General features: G+C 41.0%; 7 protein-coding genes. 4 read left to right on the top strand and 3 right to left on the bottom strand.

Features of this window, described 5'->3' with window-relative positions; translation table 11 throughout:
* Positions 1-83: 83 nt before the first annotated feature.
* A complete protein-coding gene (gene thrC / locus IQ264_RS30740; protein ID WP_193986214.1) occupies positions 84-1,175 on the top strand; it encodes a threonine synthase in 1,092 nt (363 codons plus the stop codon).
* On the opposite strand, the gene IQ264_RS30735 is transcribed toward thrC, so the two are convergent.
* Positions 1,120-1,719, bottom strand: a complete 600-nt coding sequence (locus tag IQ264_RS30735; protein WP_193986213.1) for a hypothetical protein — start codon at positions 1,717-1,719, stop codon at positions 1,120-1,122. The two genes, thrC and IQ264_RS30735, sit on opposite strands and share 56 nt — an antisense overlap.
* A 229-nt stretch (positions 1,720-1,948) precedes the next feature.
* On the opposite strand from IQ264_RS30735, the gene IQ264_RS30730 reads away from it, so the two are divergent.
* Both IQ264_RS30730 and IQ264_RS30725 read left to right on the top strand, forming a co-directional pair.
* The gene (locus IQ264_RS30730) at positions 1,949-2,434 is read left to right on the top strand and encodes a DUF4112 domain-containing protein (protein ID WP_193986212.1); all 486 of its coding nucleotides are present in this window, start codon (positions 1,949-1,951) and stop codon (positions 2,432-2,434) included.
* A gap of 32 nt (positions 2,435-2,466) precedes the next feature.
* Positions 2,467-3,408: an alpha/beta fold hydrolase gene (locus IQ264_RS30725; RefSeq protein ID WP_193986211.1), complete on the top strand. Its 942-nt coding sequence runs from the start codon at positions 2,467-2,469 to the stop codon at positions 3,406-3,408.
* Positions 3,409-3,427: 19 nt separating this feature from the next.
* On the opposite strand, the gene IQ264_RS30720 is transcribed toward IQ264_RS30725, so the two are convergent.
* Complete coding sequence (locus IQ264_RS30720) at positions 3,428-5,131, bottom strand: CBS domain-containing protein (RefSeq protein WP_193986210.1); 1,704 nt, start codon at positions 5,129-5,131, stop codon at positions 3,428-3,430.
* Between the two features lie 179 nt (positions 5,132-5,310).
* Here IQ264_RS30720 and IQ264_RS30715 point away from each other — a divergent pair, with 179 nt between their 5' ends.
* A complete protein-coding gene (locus tag IQ264_RS30715) occupies positions 5,311-6,339 on the top strand; it encodes a hypothetical protein (protein ID WP_193986209.1) in 1,029 nt (342 codons plus the stop codon).
* A gap of 100 nt (positions 6,340-6,439) precedes the next feature.
* Here the strand turns inward: IQ264_RS30715 and IQ264_RS30710 are convergent, their stop codons facing one another.
* Positions 6,440-6,826, bottom strand: a complete 387-nt coding sequence (locus IQ264_RS30710; RefSeq protein ID WP_193986208.1) for a four helix bundle protein — start codon at positions 6,824-6,826, stop codon at positions 6,440-6,442.
* Between the last annotated feature and the right edge of the window lie 51 nt (positions 6,827-6,877).

Below are 6,877 nucleotides of genomic sequence, written 5' to 3'. Positions count from 1 at the left end.
TCTCCCCACCTCCCCTGCACCTCTGCCCACGAAAGAACCTTACAAGGTAAACTGAGGGTATATTTCGGAGTAGTGTTGTATCTGTGAGTGTTAGTCTTTCCCTTGCTGACTCTAAACTAAAAAGCTGGCCTGGTCTTATCGAAGCCTATCGTCCTTATTTGCCAGTGACTTCTGACACGCCTGTAGTGACTTTATTAGAAGGCAATACACCGTTGATTCCGGTTCCGGCGATCGCTTCTAAAATAGGCAGACAAGTCCGCGTTTTCGTAAAATTTGACGGACTCAATCCCACTGGAAGTTTTAAAGACCGAGGCATGACTTTGGCAATCTCGAAAGCCAAAGAAGCTGGTGCCAAAGCCGTGATTTGTGCTAGCACTGGTAACACTTCCGCTGCCGCTGCTGCTTATGCGCGACGTGGTGGAATGCGGGCGTTTGTGTTGATTCCTGATGGTTATGTTGCTTTGGGTAAATTAGCTCAAGCTTTACTTTATGGCGCAGAAGTGCTGGCAATTAAAGGTAACTTTGACGATGCGCTGAAAATTGTCCGGGATATGGCCCAAAGCTACCCGGTAACTTTGGTAAACTCGGTCAACCCTTATCGCTTGGAAGGGCAAAAAACAGGTGCTTTTGAAGTAGTTGATGCTTTGGGTAATGCGCCTGATTGGTTGTGCATCCCGGTTGGTAATGCGGGAAATATCACAGCATATTGGATGGGTTTTTGTCAATACCATCAAGAAGGAAAATGCGATCGCTTACCGCAAATGATGGGATTTCAAGCCGCTGGAGCCGCACCCATTGTCACAGGTCAACCAGTCGCCCATCCCGAAACCATAGCCACAGCCATTCGCATTGGCAACCCAGCGAGTTGGGAAAAAGCCATCGCTGCACAACAAGCAAGCCAAGGAGCATTCAACGCCGTCACCGACGCAGAAATTTTGGCAGCTTATCGGTTACTAGCTTCCGAAGAAGGAATTTTCTGTGAACCCGCTAGTGCTGCTTCCGTTGCCGGGATGCTAAAAGTCCAAGACCAAATTCCCAGCGGTGCCACAGTAGTTTGTGTCCTCACCGGAAATGGACTAAAAGACCCAGATACAGCAATTAAACACTGTGAAAACCAATTTAAGAGCGGGGTGGAGCCGGTCTTGTCGGCGGTAGCTGAAGTGATGGGCTTTTAGCTTTAGTTGGTAATTGTACAGGCTGTTTAGTTGATTCGGGTAACTTGGCAGGTTCCCGCTGCTTCTCCTCACTCTTCAGTTTTGTTGTAGTTTCCCCCGTGTCGCTACCAGAATGTTTGGTGAGGAGATCTACCATATCGCTCAAAGCAGTAGTCAAACTTTGGCGAGTGTTAATGTGGTTTTCTTGTTCGGTTTTTAAGGCGTTAATTAATTTTTCGCGATCGATCGTCACTTCAATCAATTTCTGCTGCAATTCCCCTACAGTTTGCAGCTGTTCTACCTCTTGAGAAATAGCCGATACATCGAGAGAATCATCTGTTTTTAGCGTAATACCAGCCTTTAGTTGCTGGATTTCTGCCTTGAGTGACTCTATCATTTCCTGTGATAGCCTAGCTTCAGTGCGACGTTGTTCTGCTTCCCGGTTGTAAAGCTCACTCCACTTGGTAGCAGTTTCCAGGGCTGTATCGCGATCGCGCCGTGCATCCGCTACCTGCTCCCGCATAGCCTGAATTTCCGCTATCCACTGACTAACATCTTGACTCATATCTTTAATTTCTAATTAGCAGCTGCTTATATAAAGACAAAATGCCCACATACTTACATTTTGCACCTAGAGGCAGAGCCTCTGTTTTTCGTTACCAGGTTGAACCTAGTAACGATATTTGGGAGGTTCTACCTCCCCTTGTGCAAGATTTAAGATTTAGCTTTAAATATACTGGATTTTGCCCAAGCAAAACTTATAAAACTTAACCTCTTCTTATTTTTCGATCGCTATGATTACAAAATCCCAACGTACAGCATCCACCCTCAAGCGTCTGCGGAGGATTAGTCATGTATTAGATAATGCCATTGCCATTCCCGGAACAAAATTTCGCTTTGGTATCGATCCAATCTTAGGATTAATCCCCGGTGGAGGCGATACAGTCTCAGCTTTCTTCGCCGCTTACATCATTTGGGAATCCGCTATGTTGGGATTACCAAAAGAAGTTTTAATCCGAATGTTTTCTAACATTCTTTTTGATACGTTTGCGGGAAGCGTACCCATAGCCGGAGACATATTTGATGTGGCTTGGAAAGCTAACGTCAGAAATGTCGCCTTGCTAGAAGAGTATTTACAATTACCAGAATCAAATGAGAAACCAGATAAATGGTTTTTGGTTTTGTTGCTAATTGGGTTAATTATGTTTGTCGCAGTTGTCGGTACGATTAGCATCTTGATAATTAGTTTTCTTTTCAACCTGATTACAGGTAACAAATAAGCTGAATCCTTCAATAGTGGGGAGCGATCGAAATGCAAGATTGGTGGTCAACAACATTTCCAAAAGGTCGGCAAACTGTTACAATTACCGACGCTAACGGTTATCCCGTAAAAATTGCTTATGGGGAAAAAGGCCAAGGTAAACCTTTATTTTTAGTACATGGGATTGGCAGTTGGAGTTACGGTTGGCGACACAACATTGATAGATTGTCCCAACACTTTCGCGTAATTTGTTTCGATGCTAAAGGTCATGGATTTTCCGATCGACCATTATACGCCGAACAAGTAGGACATCAGATCGTTGAAATCAAGCGAATTATTGAAGCCTTAGCCGATGAACCTGCTATAGTTGTAGCAATTTCTTTAGGCGCATTAGTAACATTAGGTGCAGCTAGTTCATATCCCCAATTATTCGCAGGTTTAGTAGTCATAAATGTGCCAATTTTCCCGCAAAGATTACCAAATCGCGCCATGAGGTTACTGTCTTATTTACCAATGGATTTAGTGCGAACTGTGGATAATTTGCGACTTACAAAAATGTTTGCGCCAATGGTGCGGCGAATTATTGAAATTGAACGGCACGAAGTAGTAGTTAATCCAGAATCGATCGCTGACGAAGATATTTACTGGATTTCTTACCCATATATTAACTTTTCCAACGCCATTACCAAATACGCTGAAGAATTGCGAAATTCCGCCAGAGAAATTGAACGCTTATTGAATAAAGAACCCAATATTATCAGTAAAATTCAAGAAAACTTGCCCAAAATTAATTGCCCAACTTTAATTTTATGGGGAGAACAAGACCAATGGTTTGATGTGATTAATGGGAAAAAATTACAAGTACGTTTACCCGGTTCTCAATTAAAGATTTTACCTGATTGTGGTCACGATCCTTCAGCAAGTTGTCCAGAAATTGTGAATGAATCAATTTTAGAGTTTCTACGGAATACTAATTTGCTGAGAGTGAAATGAAAGTAGATTCTCTTGTAGTTTATGAATTATTTAGAGGCAAGATTACAGTAAAAGTTGTTCCCACTCCAACTTCACTAGTAAAAGTAATTTGACCTTTGAGTAATTCAACGTAATTTTTGACAATAGCCAACCCCAAACCTGAACCTGCAATACTATGAACATTTTGCCCACGATAAAACGGTTCAAACAAATTTGATTTATCTTCTGGAAGAATGCCAATTCCCCGATCTATTACTTGAAAAGTTGCCTGTTCTGTATCAACGGAAAGTATTAACTTGACAGTACTGCCTTGAGGAGAATATTTAAGAGCATTAGATAATAAATTTGAAATAATATAACGCAAACTTTGTTCGTCAAAATCAAAAAAGAAATCTTGTTTGTCCTGACAAGTAAAGTTTAAATAATGTCCACTGTTATCAGAAATTTGTAATTCTTCCAACAGTTGTCGGCAAAAATATGCTAAATTTATTGGTACAGGATTAGCTTGAATTTTTCCTAGTTCAGTTTGGCCTATTACCAAAAGATCTTCTATAAGTTTGAGCATTTGTTGAGCAGAATTTTGAATTTGTTCCAAAAATTTTTTTGCTCTTAATTCGGGAAGCTTGTAATTCTGCATTTCCAGGCTTTGAACTGACATAAGAATCGCACTTAGGGGATTACGAAATTCGTGGAAAATCATGGAAATGAATTGCGATCTGATCTTATTAAGTTCCTGTTCTTTTTCTAAGGCACGGTAGACTTCTTCTGTTTTTTGATGTAATTGTTGATTAGCTTGAATTAGCTGAGTTGTTTGATTTTCTACTAATTGTTGTAGTGTTTCGACGACATTGTATAATTCGATCGGATCTAGCGATCGCAAAATGCTACTCTGAGTCACAATTCCGACAAGCTCACCTGCTTTACCAACAACTACTAAACGGCGCACTAACCGCCGCTGCATTTCTTGGTGTGCCAACCACAAAGAATCTTCTGGATGCAGACAAAATAACGGTTGACTCATGACAGTTTCCGCCGAAACTTGTGCTAAATTCAAATCTAAAATCTGCATTTGTACAATATCTCTTTCAGTAACTATTCCTAAAGGAATCAATTCTTGAGAATTTAGCTCAGAGGTAATGACAATTGAACTCAACTGATGTTGATTCATTAATTGAGCTAAATGCAAAACTGAAGTGTTACTAGTCGCCTGAATTACTTCTCTTGTCATCACATCACCTACGCGGCGCATTGCCAATAAGCTGGCGGGTTGTAAAATCCGACGAATAGTTCCTGCTGTGACAATACCGATTAATTTGTTCCGATCGTCTACAATTGGCAAATGGCGAATTTTATGTTGCCGCAATAATGTTAAGGCAACAAAAACATCTTTAAATTGAGATAAAGATAAAGTAATTACTTGTTTAGTCATAATTACAGCAACAGGTACAGCTAAGTTTTGCCCTGTTGCCAGCAAATTTACGATGTCTCTTTCAGTAACTATACCTTTGATATAATCTTCTTCAATTACTAAAACGCAACTATTTACTTCTTGTTCGACTAAATCAGCGGACAGAGAAACCTCTGGTGAACTGGAATTTTTGCCTTTAGTTTCTGTTTGATTATCTAAAACACAGTTTCTCCCTCGAACCTGGTTCATCAAAGACATCATTTCTAGTAAAGGCGTATTAGGAGATACAGTTAATGGATGGTAGTCAATTGCGTGTTCTGGGTTCGGGAAGTCCATAAATGAAGGGAATACCTTGGCAGTCGAGTCACTTATATTAGAGTAACTAATTTTACTTGCCAAATTTTTAAAGACTTGTGATTTTTGGACTACAAAATGAGAAAATCTCTAGTAGTTCGCTGCATCTCTCGACCGATCGTGCAATAATGATCCTTCTGTGACCTAACGATCGCGCTTCCATGCCTGAACATCCTCTGTCCCAAGAAGACCTCGCATCTGCCTTAGAAGGTATTAGCGATATCAACTTTCAACTCCCCGATCCTGAAGATGAAGAAATTCCCGATCGGGAATTTCAAGAACAGTTAGATACCGCTTGGCAAGTTTGCGATCGCTTCGATCTGCTAACCGAAATTTGGCGCGGACGCATTTTAAGGGCAATCCGCGACAGAGAAAAGAAACGTGGTGAAGGCAGAGGTAGCGGCTTTTTAAACTGGCTAAAAGAGCGAGAAATTAGCAAAAGTCAAGCATATTCCTTAATTGAATTAGCTAATAGCGCCGATACTTTACTAGAAGAAGGAAAACTAGATCCAGATGCTATTAGAAACTTCAGTAAACGTGCTTTTGTCGAAACAGCAAAATCTTCACCAGAAGTACAACAAATGGTGACAGAAGCCGCGCAAAAAGGCGATCGCATCACCAGGCGAGAAGTCCGTCAATTAACCGATGAATGGACAGCAATGAGTTCCGATCTCCTCCCCGAAGAAGTGAAAGCTAAAGTCGCCGATCATACCCTTCCTTCCCGCTACCTAACACCTTTAGTTAAAGAATTAGGTAAACTACCCGAATCTCATATTAGTTTCCTTCAAGAAGAAGTTGCCGAAGAACCAACAGTAGATAAACTAAAACAAGTAACTTCTGATGCGCGGAATTTAGCAAAATATCTCCATGCTGCTGCTCAAGTACAAGCAATTAATCAATCATCAATTGATGTTGAAATGGCATTAGAAGATGCCTTGCGAGTTGGTTGTTTAAATACTGCTTCTGACTTAGTAAAACAAGCGGCACAATTAGAACAAACGATCGCCAAATTTTTCACAACTTGGAAACGTTTAGGCACTTTAGCCGATCGACTTTACGTAGACACAGGCGCGAGTACACCACATTTGCGATCGCTACTCTCCTGCATAGAACGTCTCTCCGGCGAAGTCATCGAAGTCCCCTTAGATGACGAAGGGCAACAAATTGTTCGCCTCAGAATCCTCAGTTAGGCAGAGGGGACTGGGGGACAAGGGGACAAGGGGACAAGGAGAGAGAGTTCTATTTTAGTCTTCCTTTTCTCCATCACTTTCTCCATCACTAAGGTTATCTTTAGTCCCCTATTATCCAAACAGAAGGATTATTAATCATACTCACCAAACACCCTATAATTCGGTTGTAAATGACGTAAATTTCTCTAGCTAACTCAACATCTAAGTAGTTACATTTAACAGCAAATTTAATCCATACTTGAGTTTCGCCTGCTTCTGCTTCACACTCATTCAATTTCGCCAGAAAAGCAGCCTTGTAACGTCGTTTTCTCCAAGCCTCAGCTAAATTGGCACATACAGAACGAGATGACCGACGAATTTGATCTGTCAATGAATATCGTTCTTCTACAGGAAATTTTTTGGATAGTTCAAAGATTTTCATTGCCGCATCAAATGCCATTTGGTAAACTTCCAAATCTTCATGACTTCTAATTGAATCCTTACCCATTCCCTAATCTCCTTTAATCTCCTTGTCCCCTTATCCCCTTGTCCCCTTGTC

Origin of the sequence: [Phormidium] sp. LEGE 05292 (genome assembly GCF_015207735.1) — a bacterium.
Classification (GTDB): Bacteria; Cyanobacteriota; Cyanobacteriia; order Cyanobacteriales; family Aerosakkonemataceae; genus Floridanema.
This window is presented reverse-complemented; position numbering and strand designations above follow the sequence as displayed.

Excerpts from the sequence above, each read along its gene's own strand:
- IQ264_RS30730 (WP_193986212.1), top strand. The coding sequence starts at position 1,949 with ATGATTACAAAATCCCAACGTACAGCATCCACCCTCAAGCGTCTGCGG.
- IQ264_RS30710 (WP_193986208.1), bottom strand. The coding sequence starts at position 6,826 with ATGGGTAAGGATTCAATTAGAAGTCATGAAGATTTGGAAGTTTACCAA.
- IQ264_RS30715 (WP_193986209.1), top strand. The coding sequence starts at position 5,311 with ATGCCTGAACATCCTCTGTCCCAAGAAGACCTCGCATCTGCCTTAGAA.
- IQ264_RS30725 (WP_193986211.1), top strand. The coding sequence starts at position 2,467 with ATGCAAGATTGGTGGTCAACAACATTTCCAAAAGGTCGGCAAACTGTT.
- IQ264_RS30720 (WP_193986210.1), bottom strand. The coding sequence starts at position 5,131 with ATGGACTTCCCGAACCCAGAACACGCAATTGACTACCATCCATTAACT.
- IQ264_RS30735 (WP_193986213.1), bottom strand. The coding sequence starts at position 1,719 with ATGAGTCAAGATGTTAGTCAGTGGATAGCGGAAATTCAGGCTATGCGG.